We start from the raw sequence: 18,112 nt of genomic DNA, 5'->3' as shown, positions 1-18,112 counted from the left end.
ATAAACTAAGTGTATAATAAATTTATAGACGATACACCAAACCAAAGGAAACGTTTCCACCAAGCGGCTTTTACGCTTCTTTTTCAACTCCTATATGATACTATTACATTAGGATTTTTTGCAAAAACAAAAAAGAAAGCGTGAACAAAAATGAAAAGGACTCAAACGTTTAATCAGCACGTTGTGAAGAAAAGGAACAAATCTTTACTGCTTCATAGTATAAAAGATTCGTCACCGGTTTCTAGAGCCGATCTTGCTAATTATACAGGGTTAAATAAAGGAACTGTATCTTCTCTTGTTAATGAATTGATCGATGAACAATTAATTCTAGAAACTGGCCCGGGTGTTTCAAGTGGCGGAAGAAGACCTGTCATGTTGTTGTTTAACCAATCAGCTGGCTATTCAATCGGAATTGATATTGGGGTTAACTACGTGCTTGCAATACTTACGGACCTTCAAGGTAATATTAGCAATGAAAAGCTCATCAAGACTCACAATCCCTCTTTTGAGGAAACAACTGAGATTATTTTCAATGTGATTGATGACTTGGTCTCCACAATGCCAGACAGTCCTTATGGTGTAGTAGGTATTGGAGTCGGAGTTCCCGCAACAGTCAACAAGGCAGAGGAAATTATCCTAGCACCAAACTTAAATTGGAAAAACAAAGACTTAAAATGCATTATTGAAGAGAAGTACAACATTCCAGTAAAAGTGAAAAATGAAGCTAATGCAGGTGCTTATGGGGAGAAAAAATTTGGGATTGGAAAAAAGTTTGATAATATCGTCTATATAAGTGGTGGAATTGGTATCGGGGTAGGCCTTATTTTAAATGGCAAACTCTACAAAGGAAATAATGGGTTCTCGGGTGAGCTCGGTCATATGACCATTAATATGAACGGCCCATTATGTAATTGTGGGAACAAAGGGTGTTGGGAGTTGTATGCCTCTGAAAAAGCTCTTCTAGAAATGGTGAGTCAATATGGCATTCCAATGAAGGATGGGCAAGAACTTTCTCTAGAGTTTATAACAAAGCTCGCTAGAAATGGTGATCAGAAAATGATCGAACTCATTGAACAGCTAGCTGAACATTTAGCTATTGGGATTAATAACATCATTAATACGTTTAACCCGGAACAAATTATTATCGGGAATCGTTTAGTGACCTTACAAAGCTGGCTAGATGCACCATTAAGAGAAAGTATGAAAAAGAACGCGTTATCGACCCATCAAAAGGACCTACAAATTCATTTTTCTCAATTAGAGAGAAGGTCTGCTGCTTTAGGTGTTGCTGCTTTTTCTACAGAGAAGTTTCTTTCAATTAATTTAGAAGAAGGTTAATCCTACGTCTCTTTAGTTAGATCTACAGTTTCAAAAGACGATCTTTTATCGAAAGCATTATTAATTTCCTTGAAAATACTATTGTAAAGGTGAGTGTACTATGAACAAAATTCAAAACCCTATACTAACTGGTTTTAATCCTGATCCAAGCATTTGTCGTGCAGGTGAAGATTATTACATTGCTGTGTCTACATTTGAATGGTTCCCAGGCGTTGGAATTTATCATTCAAAAGACTTAAAAAACTGGCGTCTTGTTTCTAGACCACTTAATCGTTTGAGCCAACTGAATATGATGGGTAACCCTGATTCTGGTGGTATTTGGGCTCCTGCTCTTTCTTATAGTGATGGTAAGTTCTGGCTTATCTATACCGATGTAAAAGTAACAGAAGGTCAGTGGAAAGATAGTCATAATTACCTCGTTACATGTGACACGATTGATGGCGAATGGTCTGAGCCTATTCATATGAATAGCTCTGGTTTTGACCCATCTTTATTCCATCATGAAGATGGCAAAAAATATTTTGTCAACATGGTTTGGGATCATCGCGTATCTCACCATAACTTTTACGGAATTGTCCTTCAAGAATATAGCGTAGAAGAGCAAAAGCTTGTAGGAAAAAAAGAAATTATATTTGAAGGAACAGACGTTAAATTAACAGAAGCTCCGCATTTATATAAAATTGGCGACTATTATTATTTATTAACAGCTGAGGGTGGTACTAAGTATGATCACCAAGCAACCATTGCTCGCTCTAAAAACTTATGGGGGCCATATGAAGTGCATCCAGAAAATCCTTTGATTTCATCTTTTGCACATCCAAGAAATCCATTACAAAAAGCTGGGCATGCATCCATCGTACAAACACACACTGATGAGTGGTTCCTTGTTCATTTAACAGGAAGACCTCTTCCAAGAGAAGGACAACCTATCTTAGATCCACGTGGCTTCTGTCCACTTGGTAGAGAAACAGCGATCCAACGTCTTGAGTGGGAAAATGATTGGCCTTATGTTGTTGGAGGAAATCAACCTTCTCTTGAAATCGAAGGCCCTGCAATTGAAGAAGTGAAATGGGAAGCGGATTATCCAGAGAAGGATGATTTTGATAGTGAAGAACTAAATCTTAACTTCCAAACACTACGTATTCCATTAGGAGAAAATACCCTTTCTCTAAAAGATAAACCAGGTCACTTACGTTTATACGGAAAAGAGTCATTGTCATCAAAATTCACTCAAGCTTATGTAGCTAGACGCTGGCAACATTTTAACTTTACAGCTGAAACAAAAGTAGCATTTGATCCTGATACATTCCAACAAGCTGCAGGACTTGTCAACTATTACAACACTCAGAACTGGACTGCTCTTCAAGTTACTTGGAATGAAGAAAAAGGGAAGGTTCTTGACCTTATGACTTGTGACAACTTTACGTTTGACCAACCATTAAAAGGTCGTGAAATTGCCATTCCGGAAGAGGTAGAATACGTTTATCTACGTGTTGATGTTACAACCAATACGTATCGTTATTCTTACTCATTTGATGGTAGCAGCTGGACTGAGATCGAGATCGACTTTGCTTCTTATAAATTATCAGATGATTACATTCAAGGTGGAGGATTTTTCACTGGTGCGTTTGTTGGTATGCAATGCCAAGATACATCAGGTCAAAGCCTTCCTGCTGACTTTGATTATTTCATTTATAAAGAAAAATAAAAGCAACTCACAAACCACATGTGTACCCTTTGGGTCACATGTGGTTTTTTATTTCCTAGGAACTATTTTTTGTTTTATTAGACTGCCTTCACATACTTTTTTTACTTTTTAAAGTAATACGGTGTCATTCCCGCGTTCGTTCCATTGCGCTGCAGCCACTCGCACCCGCAAGGAGGTGGTGAGCCTCCTCGGCTACGCCTGTGGGGTCTCACCCCTACCTCTATTTCCCGCAGGAGTCGAGTGGCTTCCGCTCCATTTCACTTAGAGGATAGCCTTTTATATATAGCAATTTATTCACAAAAGCAGAAAAAAGCACCACTTCCTCTAAAAGAAAGTGGTGCTCTCAAGTTATATCATATTCATACTACATCACAGAGAAGCGATATGTTGTTGATGTCCTGTACTCCTCGTTTTCATCTAGAACAATAGATGGAAACGATGGGTGATGGATGGCATCGGGGTGGTGCTGCGTTTCAAGGCATACACCAATATGTTTTCTTGCTGGAACCCCTCTTATTTCAAAATCATTTCCCATCATATTAGACGTATATAACACGACGGTAGGCTCATCTGTTTCAACGGTTAGTTTTCTTCCACTTTGCTGATCAACTAAACAGATTTCGTCTTCACGATTCGCACTCAATACGAGTGGATGATCGTATCCTCCACCAACTAATTGGTTCTGTTGATGATCAGATTGAACGCCATCTATTAATTTTCTTCCCTTCCTGAAATCAAAAGCCGTTTGATCAACCGCCACCAATTCCCCGGTAGGAAGCAAGGAATCACTTAGCTTTAAAAAGTGATCGCTTTTTAACGTTAATTCGTGGTCCAGAATATCTCTTTTCAACTCACCACTTAAATTGAAGTAAGAGTGATTGGTTAAATTAATGAGCGTTTTTTTATCTGTTGTTGCATGATAAGAAATATTGAACTCATTATCATTGTTTAAGGTATAGGTAATGCTCACGGTTACGTTACCAGGATAGCCAGCTGTACCATCAGTGCTTTTATGTGTAAAGATAACCTTGACTTCATCCGTACCTTTTTCAATTTTCCCATCCCATAACACTTTATCAAACCCATGATCTCCACCATGAAGGTGATTCACACCTTCATTGTTTGGAAGATCATACGTTATACCATCTAATTCAAATTGAGAGTTTGCTATTCTACCAGCAACACGACCAACGACGCAACCAAAGAAAGGAGAATGATGAATGTATTCTTCAATTGAGTCAAAGCCTAATACGACATTTTCGAAATTGCCAGCTTGATCTGGAACAAGTACTTTCGTTATGGTACAACCATAATTAATACAACTAAGCTCCATTCCACTGCTATTTTTCAAAGTAAAGATCTTCACGTCCTGACCATTTACTTCTCCAAAAACCTCTTCACGAATTTCCATTATCATCACCTTCTACAATAAGCTACGTTTTTTATTTAGCAAGAGTTTCTTTCAACTTTGAGACAACATTCTCAACTGAGAAACCGTACTCTTTTAAGATTTTGCTAGCTGGTGCTGATGCGCCAAATTGATCAATCGCAATCACTTTCCCATTGTCACCAACATATTTATGCCATCCAAGCGATGAACCCATCTCAATTCCTACACGTGCTTTAATATGAGGCGGCAATACATTATTTTTGTATTCTTCTGATTGTTGCTCAAAACGATCCCAGCTTGGCATGCTCACAACAGATACAAAAATTCCCTCAGATTCTAATTGTTTCTGCGCTTCCACTGCTAGTTGCACCTCTGAACCAGTAGCAAGCAATGCTCCTACTTGTTCTCCTGCTGCTTCAGAAACAACATAAGCTCCTTTTGCTACACCTTCATATGCAACATCTAAAGACTTGGAATTTGTCATAAGATCTTGGCGGCTTAAAACAAGCATTGTCGGTGTATCTTTTGATTCAAGTGCTACTTTCCAAGCTGCTACTGTTTCATTCCCATCTGCAGGACGAATCACACTAACATCTGGCATCGCACGGAACGATGCAAGTTGTTCAACCGGCTCATGCGTCGGACCATCTTCCCCAACCGCAACACTATCATGAGTAAATACATACGTTACCGGTAGTTTCATGAGTGCAGACAATCGAACAGCTGGGCGTAAGTAATCAGAGAAAACGAAGAATGTTGCACCAAATGGTTTCACTCCTCCGTGTAAAGCCATTCCGTTTACCATAGCTGCCATTCCAAATTCACGAACTCCAAACCAAACGTTTCTTCCACTATAATTTGTACGGCTGAAATTTTCTTCTCCTTTTAACATTGTTTTGTTAGAAGAAGCTAAGTCAGCTGAACCTCCGAAAATAGATGGAACATTCTTAGCAAACGCATTTAATGCATCTCCACCAGACGAACGTGTTGCAACCTTATCAACACCTGTTTCAAAGGTTGGCAAATTTGAATCGAAATCTACAGGTAATTCTCCATTGATCGCTTGTGTAAATTGCTCGCCTAATTCAGGATACTTTTGTTGATACGCTTCAACAAGTTGATTCCACTCTGCCTCTTGTTTCGCACCTTCTTCTTTTACTTGTGCAAACAAGTTCGTTACTTCACTTGGCACATGGAAGTCTTCTTCATATGACCAGTTGTAGTTTTCTTTTGTTAACTTGATTTCATCGGCACCTAGTGGAGCACCATGAGATGCTGATTTTCCACTTTTATTTGGAGACCCATAACCAATTGTTGTTTTCACTTCAATTAATGTCGGTCGATCATCTTGTTGAGCTAGTTTAATTGCTTTTCCGATTTCTTCTAGATCGTTTCCATCTTCAATACGAAGGTAGTGCCATCCATATGCTTTAAAACGCTCTTCAACACTTTCCGAGAAAGATAGATTTAAATCACCGTCTAATGAAATATCATTAGAATCATATAAAACAATTAATCTACCGAGACTTAAATGACCTGCTAATGATGCTGCTTCAGCTGAAACACCTTCCATTAAGTCACCATCTCCACATATACTGTATGTAAAATGGTCGACAACATTGAATTCATCTTGGTTAAACTTTGCTGCTAAATGTCTCTCTGTCATAGCCATTCCAACAGCCATGGCAAACCCTTGACCTAATGGACCTGTTGTCGCATCTACTCCAGCAGTATGTCCAAACTCAGGATGTCCTGGTGTATTGCTTCCCCATTGACGGAAGTTTTTCAAGTCATCAATTGTAACATCATATCCTGTTAAGTGAAGGATGCTGTATAGTAACATTGATCCGTGACCTGCTGATAAAACAAAGCGGTCGCGATTAAACCAATTTGGATTAGCTGGGTTATGCTTCATTGCCTCACCGTATAAAGAAAATGCCATTGGTGCTGCACCCATCGGAAGACCTGGATGACCAGAATTTGCTTTCTCAATACTATCAATGGAAAGGGTACGAATGGTATTTACAGCTAATTGTCTACTTGTTTCTACTTTTGTTGTCATGGACTCCACTCCTCAAAAAAATATCTTTTTTTATTTCAAAAAAAATGTACTGAAAACCGTTAAGCAATCAGTACATTTTTTCTTTTTATAGAACTACTTTGCAAACGTTTCAAGAAGGTATTTGTTTACGATACCTTTAAGGTATTCTTGTCTTCCAGAAATATTTTTAACTTCAGATAGCTCTAGTGCATGCTTCTCTAATTTGTGGAAATCAGTTTTTCCTTCAACAATGTCAAGTCCAATTCCTGAAGTGAAGCTGCTGTAACGATCTGCTACAAAGTTATCTAATACTTTATCATCGATTAAGCGTTGTGCTACTTTTGCACCAATTGCAAATGCATCCATACCAGCGATATGAGCGTGGAATAGGTCATCTGTATCAAATGATCCACGTCTTACTTTCGCATCAAAGTTTAATCCACCTGTTCCAAGACCATCATTTTTAATGATTTCGTACATAGCTAAAGTTGTGGAGTAAAGATCTGTTGGGAATTCATCTGTATCCCAGCCAAGTAGAGTATCTCCTTGGTTAGCATCAACAGAACCTAACATGCCGTTAATACGAGCTGTACGTAATTCATGTTCAAATGTGTGACCAGCAAGCGTAGCATGGTTAGCCTCAATATTAAACTTGAATACATCTTGTAAATCATATTTTTGTAAGAACGCTAACCCTGTAGCAACATCAAAATCATATTGGTGTTTAGTTGGCTCTTGTGGCTTAGGCTCGATTAAGAATTGAGCATCAAAACCAATTTCATTTGCATAGTCTTTTGCCATATGGAAGAAACGAGCAAGGTTGTCTAGCTCAAGTCCCATATCTGTGTTTAGAAGCGTCTCATATCCTTCACGTCCGCCCCAGAATACATAGTTTTCTGCTCCTAGCTCTTTACCAACTTCAAGACCTTTTTTCACTTTTGCTGCAGCATATGCAAATACATCTGCATTAGGTGCTGTTGCTGCTCCATGTACCCAACGTTGGTGAGTAAACATGTTTGCTGTATTCCAAAGTAATTTTACTTTGCTTGTTTTCATGTATTCTTTGATCATTGCTACAATTTCATCAATGTTATTAAGTGTTTCTTTTAATGAATCTGTTTCAGGTGCGATATCTAAATCGTGGAAACAGAAATATGGTACACCTAATTTTTCAAAAAACTCAAATGATGCTTCTACACGAGCTTTTGCAAGATCCATACCTGAAAGGTGATTGTAAGGACGTACCGCTGTACCTGCTCCAAAAGGATCATTTCCTTCGCCAGTGAATGTATGCCAGTAAGAAACACCAAAGCGTAGTAACTCTTCCATTGTTTTTCCGTTTATTTTTTCCTCTGGGTTGTAATACTTAAACGAGAAAGGATTTGTTGAATTAGCCCCTTCAAATTTTACTTGATTAACATTTTTAAAATAGCTCATTATTTGACCCCCAAATTAAGTTTTTGTGTGGAAATCGCTTTCATCTGAATTCATTATAGCATCTGTAACTTAGTTTGTCTATCGAACGTACAAAGTTTTTTTAAAAACCAAAAAACCTATGGTATTTGTTAGCAACTATCGATAATATAAGAAGTATAGCATGATACATCTGGCTTGAAGAAACTTAAATAAGTACCTACCGCCTTTTATTTTTTTATTATCCGATTTATGGAAGCGCTATCTACTTATGAAACTATGAAGCTGAGGAGTTGTTTAAATGAAACAAGTTTTTAAATTGAAAACGCTTAAAACAAAAATTTTACTCTCATTCTCTATTGTCATTTTCCTAGTCCTAATATTGGGTATAACGACTTTCTTCTCCATTAATAAAATCAATCAGAATACGAGTGAGATTGTCGATCAACAAGTTTCCTTATTAATAGCAGAAAAAAATCTAGCTCATAATATGGCTCAAAGGATCTCTTCACTTCGCGGTTATTTGCTCTATGGTGAAGAAACATTTAAAGATCAGTTCTATGAATATACGGAGGAAAGCATCCAACTTCAAGAATCTATTTTAGCTACAACCGATTCAGAGGAAGTTAGATCTCTAATTAATCGAAGTATTGGGTGGAGAGAGATCGTTGTCACAAACGTCATAACGGCTTTTGACAATGGAAATGAAACTCGTGCTACAAGAGTTTTGCTTGATACAGTCCAACCATTAGGAACAGAAATTATGGATGGCTTTGAGGAAATGGCCACTAGCAGGGAATCCTTAATCGAGGAACAAGGACGAGCTATTATGGAAACGGGTCAGATCATTTTGTTCGTTGTTATTGGAGTAACGTTGCTTGTCATTATATTCGGAGTCAGTATTGCCCTCTTTACTTCTCAAATCATCTCTAGACCTATAAAAGAGGTCATGAATCGGATGAACTCCATTTCTAATTATGACTTAAGTCAAGAGCCTCTAAAGACAAACTTACAAGATGAAGTAGGACAATTAATTGAGGCTACTAATAAAATGGGCGATAATACACGTACATTATTAGAAGAAATATCAGTAGTCTCTGATTCAGTGAGAAATCAGAGCGAAGGGTTGTCACATGCTGCAATGGAAGTAAAGACTGGTTCTCAGCAAACAGCGACTACGATGCAAGAGTTAGCTTCTGGTTCAGAGATTCAAGCAAATAATACTAATCATCTTACTGTGCTAATGGACTCTTTCTCAACAGAAATTGTTGAAGCCAATAAAAATGGTCAAGCTATTAAAGAATCTTCTCTGACCGTAACCGAAATGACCAATGAGGGTAAACAATTAATGAATTTGTCAATTGAACAAATGAATCGAATTGACTCTATTGTCAAAGAATCCGTACAAAAGGTTCAAGGGTTAGATAAACAAGCTAAAGAAATTTCCAAATTAATCATGGTCATTAAAGAAATTGCTGATCAAACAAACCTTTTAGCACTAAATGCTGCGATTGAAGCTGCTCGTGCAGGAGAGCAAGGAAAAGGATTTGCTGTTGTAGCAGACGAGGTACGGAAACTTGCTGAGCAAGTAGGCGTTTCGGTTTCAGATATTACGTTAATTGTTAACAAAATCCAGAATGAGTCAAGTTTCGTAACGGAGTCTCTCCAAACTGGTTACAAAGAAGTTGAACAAGGTACAAGTCAAATTAAAACAACTGGTGATACATTTAGTTTAATTAATTCAGCTGTAACTGAAATGGCAAACAAGATTGAGTCTGTCTCTAGTTGCTTATCTTCGGTTTCAACAAGTAGCAAACATATGGAATCTTCTATCCAAGAAATTGCTAGTGTATCTGAGGAATCAGCCGCTGGCATTGAACAAACATCCGCTTCTACACAACAAGTAAACAGTTCAATGGAGGAAATAGCCACGAACTCCGAACAACTTGCTCAATTAGCTGAAAGACTTAATAAACTGGTTCGTCAATTTAACCTTTCATAAAAATTAGTGAACTCATTTCCAAATAGATTGTTTTCACTTTTTTGAATAACTAAAGTCAAAAGGAGATAGCCATTTTTGGCTACCTCCTTTTATTTTTATTATTCTACTGTTACACTCTTTGCTAAGTTACGTGGCTTATCAACATCACAATCACGATGCAAGGCTGCATAGTAAGAGATTAATTGAAGCGGGATCACTGTAGCTAAAGACGTTAAATGTTCATGAACTTTCGGAATGACAAACGCATCTCCGTCATGCTCCAACCCTTCCATACTAATAATACAAGGGTTTGCACCACGAGCTGCAACTTCCTTTACATTACCGCGAATACTTAAGTTTACATGCTCTTGTGTCGCAATCGCAATGACTGGAGTGCCGTCTTCAATAAGGCAATCGTACCATGCTTTAACTCGCCACCAGCAAACCCTTCTGCTTGGATATAAGAGATTTCTTTTAATTTAAGAGCTCCCTCTAAACATACAAAATAGTCAGCTGCACGCCCGATAAAGAAACAGTTTCTTGTGATAGAAAGGTAATCACGAGCAATTTGTTCTAATTTTTCTTTTTGATCACAAAGAGTTTCCATCGCACTTGCTACAATTCCAAGCTCTTGGATTGGATCAAAATCAAGTTCTATTCCTCTTGCATTGGCTGTATCAACAGCAAGCAAGGTCATAACAGCCATTTGAGCCGTGTAAGCTTTTGTTGACGCAACCGCAATCTCAGGACCCGCATACGTGTGTAACGTGAAGTCAGCTTCACGAGAAAGCGTTGAACCAGGTACATTTGTAATGGTTAAAGCTTTGTAGCCTTTTTCCTTTACTTCAACTAATACACCACGAAGATCGGCTGTTTCACCACTTTGCGAAATAAAGATAAAGAGTGGGTTTTCTGATAGAAGAGGCATATTGTACAAGAACTCACTTGCAATATGAACTTCTACTGGACGTTGTGCAATTTTTTCGATTAATTGTTTTCCAACAAGACCTGCATGATAACTAGTTCCTGCTGCAATAATATAAATGCGGTCAGAAGATTTCATCGCACCACGAATGTCTTCATCTAAACGAACAGAGCCATCTTCATTTTGATACTTTTGAATGATGTTGCGAATAACAAACGGCTGCTCATCAATTTCTTTTAACATGAAATGAGGATATGTTCCTTTTTCAATATCACTCGCATCGAGCTCTGCAGTATACGGAGAACGTGTCATCACCGTACCATCAAGCTGTTTGATCGTAATTTCATCACGAGTTACAAGAACGACTTCCTTATCCATAATTTCAACAAATTGATTGGTTACTTGAAGCATCGCCATTGCATCTGATGCGATTACATTAACACCTTCACCAACACCAATTAAAAGGGGACTCTTATTTTTTCCAACATAGACTAAATCAGCATTTTGATTGTCAAGAAGCGCAATGGCATAAGAACCTTTTAGTAAAGATAATGTATGACTAAATGCTCCTTCGACAGTTTCACCATCGTTCACAAAACGATCAACGAGTTGAACAATAATTTCAGTATCCGTTTCACTTTGTAACTCAACGCCAGCTAAATAGTCTGTTTTCAACTGTTCATAATTCTCAATTACACCATTATGAACAAGAGTGAACCTTGCTGTCTCGCTTTGATGTGGGTGAGCATTAATACGACTCGGTACACCATGAGTAGCCCAACGTGTATGACCAATTCCAACTGTCGTTTCTACATTAGTATCTACAACATTGCGTAATGCAGCAATCCGTCCTTTTTCTTTAAAAACATGAACGCCTTGCTCATTTGCTACCGCAATACCTGCTGAGTCATAACCACGATATTCTAATTTCTCTAGTCCGTTTAATAAAATTTCCTTTGCATCTTCTGTTCCAATATATCCAACAATTCCGCACATAAAATAAATTACCTCCTGAATGCAGGGGCAAGGAACCTGAGGGCACACTTACCCCCACTCTTTTTTTTTTAGAAGGCATGCTTACTTCTGATTTTGTGCAAAGAGTTGCCTCTTTGTTTTATTCAGAAGTTTAACGGTTGTCATGCTCACAACCGGAGGGCATCCGCCGAACAATCGATACTCCCTCTCCTCGTCAACTATGCTCAGATAGTCCAGGCGCTTTTAACTTATCTGTAAACCGGTCCTCCTCTCTTTTCATGACTTGCTTTATCATACATTACCTCTTTACAAACGTCAATTGTAAGTAATTAGGTGAAATAACTGTTTTATAGAGTAAGCAATAACTCTATATAAAAAATATGCATAAGCAGCCTGTTATGTGCTGCTTATGCAATAATTTCTATTCCGTTAAACCCATTTCTGCTTTTACAACGTCCACAATTTGATCACAATATTGATCACATAGCTCTTTTGTCTTTGCTTCAACCATGACACGCACAAGAGGCTCTGTTCCAGATGGGCGAACAAGGACGCGCCCTTCCCCTCCCATGTGAGCTTCTACTGCTGTGATTACCTCACTTACTTTGTGATTATCCGTAACTGCATACTTATCTGTCACACGAACGTTAACTAACTTTTGCGGGAACGTCTCCATTTCCGAAGCAAGCTTTGATAATGGTTTATTCGTTACTTTCATAATGTTTACTAATTGCAATGCCGATAGCAAACCATCACCTGTCGTAATATGGTCAAGGAAAATGATATGGCCTGATTGCTCTCCACCAATGTTAAAGCCACCTTTTCTCATTTCCTCCATCACATAACGATCGCCTACAGCTGTTTGCTTAGTTTCGATCTCTAACTCTTCAAGACCTTTATAAAAACCTAAGTTACTCATTACCGTTGATACAACAGTATTGTGCTTAAGCCACCCTTGCTCTTTCATATATTTCGCACAGATAAACATGATTTTATCTCCGTCAACCATTTCCCCATTTTCATCAATGGCAATTAAACGATCTGCGTCGCCGTCAAAAGCAAGCCCGATTTGAGCTCCTTTTTCAATAACAAAAGCTGAAAGCGCTTCTGGGTGAGTTGACCCACACTCTTCATTAATATTAACCCCATTCGGCGATGTACCCATTGTTGAAATATCAGCTTCTAAATCAGCAAACAAATGAGGAGCTAAAGAGGAAGCTGCTCCGTTTGCACAATCCAAAGCAATATGAATTCCAGAGAAATCTTCTTGAACCGTCTGCTTTAAATATTGAAGGTATTTTTGTCCGCCTTCAAAGTAATCCGTTATCACACCTAGAGCGCCACCAGTAGGCCTAGGAAGTTGATCATCTGAGTCTAATAACCGTTCGATCTCTTCTTCTTGCGTATCTAATAATTTAAAACCATCTGGCCCAAAAAATTTAATTCCATTATCAGGAACCGGATTGTGTGATGCTGATATCATGACACCAGCATTTGCACTTAATGCTTTCGTTAAAAACGCAACACCAGGGGTTGAAATTACACCTAATCGCATTACTTCTGCACCGATTGAAAGCAATCCTGCAACAAGAGCACTTTCTAACATTTCACCTGAAATACGTGTATCTCGCCCAATTACGACTCGAGGTTTTTCTGTATCTTTCGTTAAAACGTACCCACCAATTCTACCTAATTTAAAGGCAAGCTCCGGGGTCAGTTCTGTATTAGCAACCCCTCGAACACCATCAGTACCAAAATATTTACCCATTATTTAATCTCTCCTTCAACCTTCGTCAATCAACACGCGACGTAATTTCAATTGGTATTGTATTTTCCATTGAACTAAAGCGAATGTTCGGAGGTCCGTTAATTTGCACCGGGACCTCATGTTCACCTGTTGATAAATCGCTAATATCAATAAACGCTTGAATATCGGCTAAACTTAATCTTGTTAATAACTCTTGTGAACCTTTTGCTAGAATTGTGACGCTTTGTGTCCCATTTCCATTAAATGAGACATCCTCCCCGTCACGCCCACCTATAATTTCAATTGGGATATCTGTATATTCCTCTGTTTCTTCAACTGTGATTGAAACGTCAACTTGAACCGTCTCCGGCGAGACCCGTTCGACTCCAGGAGGGATTGGGACTTCCATTTCAATCGTTTGACTTTCAGTAAGATCACTTAAGTCAAGTTCACCTACTTCGATTACATTCATACGCTCAATAATGTCAGTTGGACCATATACCGTTACTTCCTCTGGTTCAATTCTCAGTTCATTAATACTAACACCATCAGGCAATTCCCCTACTCGCGTTACCCTTGCTGGAACCGTTCGATTTGGACTCGTTACCGGAACTCTAACATCGACCACTTGCGGATCAACAGAGAGGGTTAATTCATTCCCATCTTCATCATATAGTCTTACAGGTGTCGTTTCTTCGATTGCTCGATCGGCCCCAGCTACATCGACATATGCTTTTACTTCATGTACTTCAGCAACTAAACTTCGAGCTGCCGTTACATCAACATTAATCGGAGACACGATTGGTGTTCCAACCGTATATCCTTCTTCCACTTCATTGGAGTTAATAATATCTACTTGAACTGGGAAAGAAACGGTTTGTTTTTCCTGTAACTCTACTCTCACGTATTGTGGAACGATTGATACACTTAAATCACTCGGAAAATTTCGATGCTGAACACTTAACGTATGAACACCTTCTCCTCGTTCTCTTACATCAACAAACACATCATAAGAAGGCCTTGTTAATTGAAACAACGTGAGTGACCCCTGAGGTCCTTTCAAATTCACTTGTACATGCTCTGTTTTATCCGTTATGGCAAAATTTTCTTCGTCATAATATACAGTTAGTTCAACATCCTCTAATGTGTAGGACGCAGGAGAAATAGATGGCAATACACCGGGTTGAGAAGCCATATTATCAATGTTCACCATTGTAAAAAGCATCAAGGCAATAAAAAAAGAAATAATCTTCACAAACCAATGACTGTTAAACAATTTATCCATTATTTTTCTTCCCTCCCCACTGCCAACGTGAAGCGGTCGTTTGCTTAGTGTCAACTAACAAATCTCTTTCTAATAAATGCCTTAAATTTTCTTCATCTAGCTCCCTATGCAACTCACCATTTCTTGTTAATGAAATACTCCCCGTTTCTTCAGAAACAATAATGGTAATACAGTCCGTAACTTCACTCACCCCTAAAGCCGCTCGATGCCTTGTCCCAAGTTCCTTTGAGATAAATGGATTCTCTGATAATGGCAAGTAACAAGCTGCTGCCAAAATGGTGTTTCCTTTTATAATGACAGCTCCATCATGAAGCGGAGTATTGGGAATGAAGGTGTTGATTAATAACTCGGATGTTAAATGTGCATTCATTTGGATGCCTGTCTCCACGTAATCAGTCATACCTGTTTCACGCTCTATCGACATCAATGCACCAATTCTTCGTTTCCCCATATAAGAGGAAGCTTTGACAATAGCATCAATCGATTTTTTCGCAGAGTCATCTTGCGGAACGGTTCTACTAGAGAAAAACCGACCTCTCCCTAATTGCTCTAGTGCTCTTCGCAACTCTGGTTGAAAAATGATAATAATCGCAAGCAACCCGTATGTAAAGGTCTGATTCATGAGAAATTCTAATGTTCGCAAGCCGAGAAAGCGACTTAAAAACCATACTGCTAAAATAACGGTAATCCCTTTTACGAGTTGAACAGCTCTGGTTCCTCGAATAATCATAATGGCCTTATAGACAACGTACGTAACAAGCAATATATCAATTATTTGCCCTACATAATTAAGCAAACGGAATTCTTCTAAAGAAAACATGGCTCTTCCTCCAAACCATTAACATACATTGAAAGAAGGACCTTATTACAACAAGGTCCTCTTTCTCCCTAATTATTATATCACAGTCTCGGAACAAAGTTTAATTAATGACATAATCAACCTTATTCATCGGAACGATTATGACCGTTAAAAGATAGTACGTCTTTAAAAAAGCCTTTAATATGATACCAAACCCATTCTAACGCTTGATTAAGTTCATGAATTTCTCCGGATACATGCCCTGCAGAGGCAAAATAAGCATCACTATTGACTAGCAACACATTCCCTTGAACTTCTCCATCAATTTGCAGAACTCCATTCCTTACAACTAAGTCTCCTTCAATAACTTCTCCTGCCGGTATAATTATTTGCCCCGTATCATGATTGATTTGCACTTTGCCTGATCCAGATACGACAACTTGTTCATCACCAGCATTCCATAAGGAAGATATACTAGCAAACATGAGAATGAAGAAAACCGCTGCCGATACGAGTAATGGATGTTTTCGAGACCATTGCTTCCATTTAGACATTTTCTTACGTTCAGGTAATTTAGACATAACACCTTCTGTAAAACCTGCAGGTGCTTCAATGTGGGATGAACTTTGAACAAAGGCTATTACTTTTTTAAGCTCATGCATGTGTTGTTTGCACGCAGCACATGTTTTTAAATGGTTATCTAGCTTTTTTTGTTCTGTTTCATTTGCTTCTCCATCAACTACTTTTTGAATCAGTGCTTCAAATTGAGTTTCACATTTCATACCCTCACACCCCTTTCTATACATGGCGCATCCTCTTTCTAAGAGCTTCTCTACCCCTGTGAATCCTTGTCTTTACTGTCGCTTGTGGGATGTCAAGGATCTCACTAATTTCCTTTATTGATAAATCCTCTATATATTTAAGAATAATAGCTGTACGATATTTAGGTGGCAACTGATTAATCTCTTCCTGTACCCAATGCTGCATTTCAATTGTAATCACTTGGTCTTCAGGAAGATCCTCATCAGCAGCCAACTGAGATTCAAACGTTAACCCGTCGGATCCGCCTACTTCCTCCTGTAGGTAAAAATCCGGCTTTTTTTTTCGTAGTCTGTCTATCGCTACATTCGTTGCAATACGAAATAGCCAAGTTGAGAACTTTCGATTAAGATCAAACCGATCGATATTTGTATACGCCCGTAAAAATGCTTCTTGAGCAATGTCTTGAGCTTCATGAACATTTCCTACCATTCGATAAGCGACCTGATATACCTTATCTTTATACAGATCTACAATTTCAGAAAAAGCCTGCTGTTCACCTTTTTTCACTTCTCGGATTAACCGTTTCACAATTGTATCCATTTTGCGACCCCGCCTACTTCGTTCTTTCTTTTCCTACGTTTCAAACACAGAAAAAGTTTCAAATCCTATCATTACTTTCAATACACTAAAAAATTCCATATAATCTATCATAACATGAAATGATGTTTAACTTCTTAATATATAGGGAAGAAAATAGATACATAGCAATGAAACAACCAAATCTTGATAAAGGGTGTGATTTACTATGAATAGTAATGACAAGACTTTCTTATTAAACGAAATCGAGCATTATAGAAAACTATTAAACGAAAAAGCAAAACATACACCACTTATTTCACAGGAAATGATAGATTATAGTCAAAAGCTCGATAACCTAATGAATGAATACGAATCTTTAACTAAAAGTTCACCAATCCTTCTATAAAACGAATAAAAAAAGCCATAGATTGGATCCATGACTTTTGAATGTATTATGTATGGTGGAGCCTAGCGGGATCGAACCGCTGACCTCCTGCGTGCAAGGCAGGCGCTCTCCCAGCTGAGCTAAGGCCCCATTCTCTTTCTGGAGCGGAAGACGGGATTCGAACCCGCGACCCCCACCTTGGCAAGGTGGTGTTCTACCACTGAACTACTTCCGCATTTATTAATTGGTGAGCCATGAAGGACTCGAACCTTCGACCCTCTGATTAAAAGTCAGATGCTCTACCAACTGAGCTAATGGCTCTTGATGATTTTCAAGGCTGTATTTCACGAAGCTTACGGACGTTGTAACGCTTCGATGCCTTACCTGTTCTTTCCTCTTCTAGTAACGCTTCGATGCTTAATGCGTCAGAACAACTCGCTGTTTATTCAAGAAGCGTTGCTCGTAACTGAGCTAATGGCTCTTGACGTCAAAAAAACAACTCTTACTCGAACTGAGTAGAATTAAAATAAAATGGCTGGGCTAGCAGGATTCGAACCTACGCATGACGGAATCAAAATCCGTTGCCTTACCGCTTGGCGATAGCCCAAAAATGGTGGAGGGGGACGGATTCGAACCGCCGAACCCTGAGGGAGCGGATTTACAGTCCGCCGCGTTTAGCCACTTCGCTACCCCTCCATAAATGGACGATGCCGGCCAGAGGACTTGAACCCCCAACCTACTGATTACAAGTCAGTTGCTCTACCAATTGAGCTAGGCCGGCAAG

Annotated in this window: 12 protein-coding genes, 6 tRNA genes and 1 pseudogene; 4 read left to right on the top strand and 15 right to left on the bottom strand. The window is 38.7% G+C overall.

What is annotated here, in order from left to right:
* Positions 1–150: 150 nt before the first annotated feature.
* Positions 151–1,338: an ROK family transcriptional regulator gene (locus JCM9140_RS15620; RefSeq protein WP_034748539.1), complete on the top strand. Its 1,188-nt coding sequence runs from the start codon at positions 151–153 to the stop codon at positions 1,336–1,338.
* 100 nt (positions 1,339–1,438) lie between these two features.
* Positions 1,439–3,046, top strand: coding sequence for a glycoside hydrolase family 43 protein (locus JCM9140_RS15615; RefSeq protein WP_034748537.1), 1,608 nt, complete (start codon positions 1,439–1,441; stop codon positions 3,044–3,046).
* Between the two features lie 364 nt (positions 3,047–3,410).
* Here JCM9140_RS15615 and JCM9140_RS15610 read toward each other — a convergent pair whose 3' ends face one another.
* The 3 genes from JCM9140_RS15610 to xylA all read right to left on the bottom strand — a co-directional run bounded on the left by JCM9140_RS15610 (position 3,411) and on the right by xylA (position 7,914).
* On the bottom strand, positions 3,411–4,457 hold the full coding sequence (locus JCM9140_RS15610; protein WP_034748535.1) for an aldose epimerase family protein: 1,047 nt from the start codon (positions 4,455–4,457) through the stop codon (positions 3,411–3,413).
* A gap of 31 nt (positions 4,458–4,488) precedes the next feature.
* Entirely contained in the window at positions 4,489–6,498 is a 2,010-nt protein-coding gene (gene tkt / locus JCM9140_RS15605) for a transketolase (RefSeq protein WP_034748532.1), read from the bottom strand.
* A gap of 93 nt (positions 6,499–6,591) precedes the next feature.
* Entirely contained in the window at positions 6,592–7,914 is a 1,323-nt protein-coding gene (gene xylA / locus JCM9140_RS15600; protein ID WP_034748529.1) for a xylose isomerase, read from the bottom strand.
* A 277-nt stretch (positions 7,915–8,191) separates the two neighbouring features.
* Here xylA and JCM9140_RS15595 point away from each other — a divergent pair, with 277 nt between their 5' ends.
* On the top strand, positions 8,192–9,892 hold the full coding sequence (locus JCM9140_RS15595; RefSeq protein WP_034748526.1) for a methyl-accepting chemotaxis protein: 1,701 nt from the start codon (positions 8,192–8,194) through the stop codon (positions 9,890–9,892).
* A gap of 98 nt (positions 9,893–9,990) precedes the next feature.
* Here JCM9140_RS15595 and glmS read toward each other — a convergent pair.
* The 6 genes and pseudogenes from glmS to sigW form a co-directional block, all read right to left on the bottom strand.
* Positions 9,991–11,792, bottom strand: a pseudogene (gene glmS / locus JCM9140_RS15590) (glutamine--fructose-6-phosphate transaminase (isomerizing)).
* Between the two features lie 400 nt (positions 11,793–12,192).
* Entirely contained in the window at positions 12,193–13,539 is a 1,347-nt protein-coding gene (glmM, locus tag JCM9140_RS15585) for a phosphoglucosamine mutase (protein WP_034748524.1), read from the bottom strand.
* Between the two features lie 25 nt (positions 13,540–13,564).
* On the bottom strand, positions 13,565–14,803 hold the full coding sequence (locus JCM9140_RS15580) for a CdaR family protein (RefSeq protein WP_034748521.1): 1,239 nt from the start codon (positions 14,801–14,803) through the stop codon (positions 13,565–13,567).
* Positions 14,796–15,623, bottom strand: coding sequence for a diadenylate cyclase CdaA (gene cdaA, locus JCM9140_RS15575; protein WP_034748518.1), 828 nt, complete (start codon positions 15,621–15,623; stop codon positions 14,796–14,798). The genes JCM9140_RS15580 and cdaA overlap by 8 nt, the downstream gene beginning before the upstream one ends.
* 122 nt (positions 15,624–15,745) lie before the next feature.
* Positions 15,746–16,384 carry an anti-sigma factor family protein gene (locus JCM9140_RS15570; protein ID WP_034748560.1) on the bottom strand — a complete coding sequence of 213 codons (639 nt, stop codon included), beginning with the start codon at positions 16,382–16,384 and terminating at the stop codon, positions 15,746–15,748.
* A gap of 16 nt (positions 16,385–16,400) precedes the next feature.
* Positions 16,401–16,964, bottom strand: coding sequence for an RNA polymerase sigma factor SigW (sigW, locus tag JCM9140_RS15565; RefSeq protein WP_034748515.1), 564 nt, complete (start codon positions 16,962–16,964; stop codon positions 16,401–16,403).
* A gap of 205 nt (positions 16,965–17,169) precedes the next feature.
* On the opposite strand from sigW, the gene JCM9140_RS15560 reads away from it, so the two are divergent.
* The gene (locus JCM9140_RS15560; RefSeq protein WP_034748512.1) at positions 17,170–17,349 is read left to right on the top strand and encodes an aspartyl-phosphate phosphatase Spo0E family protein; all 180 of its coding nucleotides are present in this window, start codon (positions 17,170–17,172) and stop codon (positions 17,347–17,349) included.
* 53 nt (positions 17,350–17,402) lie between these two features.
* Here JCM9140_RS15560 and JCM9140_RS15555 read toward each other — a convergent pair.
* The 6 genes from JCM9140_RS15555 to JCM9140_RS15525 form a co-directional block, all read right to left on the bottom strand.
* Positions 17,403–17,478: transfer RNA gene (locus JCM9140_RS15555), tRNA-Ala, on the bottom strand.
* A 10-nt stretch (positions 17,479–17,488) separates the two neighbouring features.
* Positions 17,489–17,563, bottom strand: a tRNA-Gly gene (locus JCM9140_RS15550).
* A 10-nt stretch (positions 17,564–17,573) separates the two neighbouring features.
* Positions 17,574–17,649, bottom strand: a tRNA-Lys gene (locus JCM9140_RS15545).
* A gap of 211 nt (positions 17,650–17,860) precedes the next feature.
* Positions 17,861–17,935, bottom strand: a tRNA-Gln gene (locus JCM9140_RS15535).
* A 4-nt stretch (positions 17,936–17,939) separates the two neighbouring features.
* Positions 17,940–18,024 (bottom strand) — tRNA-Tyr (locus tag JCM9140_RS15530).
* A 12-nt stretch (positions 18,025–18,036) separates the two neighbouring features.
* Positions 18,037–18,109 (bottom strand) — tRNA-Thr (locus tag JCM9140_RS15525).
* Positions 18,110–18,112: the final 3 nt, after the last annotated feature.

Source organism: Halalkalibacter wakoensis JCM 9140 (assembly GCF_000513095.1).
GTDB classification, from domain to species: Bacteria; Bacillota; Bacilli; order Bacillales; family Bacillaceae_D; genus Halalkalibacter; species Halalkalibacter wakoensis.
Note: the sequence above shows the minus strand (reverse complement) of the source record. Positions and strands in the feature narration are given on the sequence as shown.